This is a genomic window from Methanocorpusculum vombati, assembly GCF_026891935.1.
GTDB classification, from domain to species: Archaea; Halobacteriota; Methanomicrobia; order Methanomicrobiales; family Methanocorpusculaceae; genus Methanocorpusculum; species Methanocorpusculum vombati.
In genome coordinates, this window is the sequence record NZ_JAPTGC010000038.1 from 1 (window position 1) to 1733 (window position 1733).

The following is a 1733-nucleotide window of genomic DNA, read 5'->3' on the forward strand; positions in this document are numbered from 1 at the left end:
GGCAGCACGCCTGACCGGCGGCACACGGCACTCCCGCAAAAGAAAGAACACGGAACAACACTACCCGTGTAACTGACAAAAATCGATAGATGAACACAGGGACCAAAATCGTAATCGCATGAAATACCTCCTTGGGTACGTGGCATTGCAGAAATTCCACTGGGGAGTGTGAGTTTTCCTGCCACCAGATGACACGTACCGGTTCATTCAATACCACACACCTTTGCAGGATGCCCGTCGATACCGGCCTCTTTTTCATCTCTTCTGCCGCGAAAGGATTTCGGAGGGAGTTTTCCGGAAACTGTGGCGTTTCTTCTCATCCGGCCCGCTCACCACGCACCCACACATCACATACTGTGCCGCCGGCCCTCACGCAGGCACCTGCCCCGCGTCCTGTTTGAAAAAAGAATTACTCCGTCCGGTACCACGCAGCACCGGACTGCATCCGCTTGCAGAACGCATCCTTCTCCAGAACCCGCAGCTCTGAGACGGCATCGGCGAGATTTTTCACCGCCGCATCATTGTAGGGATTCTCCCGCTGGATCGCATAATACAGAGGAGCATTCTCTTCCGACACCTCGAGGGAGACTGCGGTCTGTCTCCGGAACGTCGTGGACGCCGCCGCGTTTAAGACCTCCGCAGAAAAACCACTCCGGACAAGCGCCTCGGAAAACGCAAGATTCACCGCATGGGACAAACCGAGAACATATGCCGCAATCGGATCATGATCCTCAACCGGCATACGAAGAATTGTCCCCCCGCTGAAAAGTGCCGCAGCCTCCTCAATGACCGACGGACAGCCGCAGTCCGCAACAACAATGTTGCGGCCTGCGACCGCAGCCGCGGTCGGTCCGAACATCGGATGCACCGAACAGACACGCATCCCGGCCTCCGCCATACGGCGGAGCACCGGAATCACCGGCGACTTCACCGACAAAATATCAAAAACCAGAGCAGACGTACGGGAAGCAAAAATCTCCTCCAGAATACCTGCCGCAGTCGTCACCGGGGTCGAAACAACGATAACCTCAGCCATCCTGCACGCCTCCGCAAGTGTCACCACAGGACAGACAGCATTCTCCGGATCACGGACAACCACCATCACCTCATGACCCCGTGCGGCAAAAAACGCCGACAGCCAGCGGCCCATACCGCCGTTACCGCCGACGATACAGATACGGCGCGGCTCCGCATGCCGGGGAAGTCTGCCCTGCACCTCAACCGACTCATCGATCACCGCACGCGCAAGCCGCACCGCAGTAGCCGCACTCACCCCCGCACGCACACCCGCATCCACATACCGCTGCTCAACAACCCGTTCAACCGCCGGTACCACAACCTCTTCATTGGCCTTTGCCTTTTCCTCGCCGATAATCTTTGCAATACCATTCCGCCTGCCGACCAGCGCAACAATCTCGCGATCAATTGCCGCAAGCTCCTCACGCAGAGGAGCAAGACTCTCCTTACCCAAGGAAACCGCCCCGCACACAAAGATCCGCCAGCACAAACGCCGTCATCGCCTCAACCACGATGGCACCGCGGTTGGCAATACAGGGATCATGGCGACCCCGCACCGACAGATCGGCATTCGTCCCGTCCCGCAGATTCACCGTCTGCTGAACCCGCGCAATCGAAGGAGTCGGCTTGAACGCAACCGAAAAGTCCAGCACAGAACCATTTGCCATACCGCCGAGCACACCGCCCGCATGATTGGTGGCGGCCGCCACCCGGCC

The 1733-nt window shown here is 58.4% G+C and carries 3 protein-coding genes; all 3 read right to left on the reverse strand.

Translation table 11 applies throughout. The features are described from left to right. On the reverse strand, positions 1-259 hold a 259-nt coding region (locus O0S09_RS09930), incomplete at its 3' end, for a hypothetical protein (RefSeq protein ID WP_268923818.1). 150 nt (positions 260-409) lie between these two features. Next, entirely contained in the window at positions 410-1471 is a 1062-nt protein-coding gene (locus O0S09_RS09935; protein WP_268923819.1) for a prephenate dehydrogenase/arogenate dehydrogenase family protein, read from the reverse strand. Further along, positions 1464-1733 (reverse strand): chorismate synthase (locus tag O0S09_RS09940; protein ID WP_268923820.1); only part of this gene is annotated, 270 nt, incomplete at its 5' end. The genes O0S09_RS09935 and O0S09_RS09940, both read right to left, overlap by 8 nt.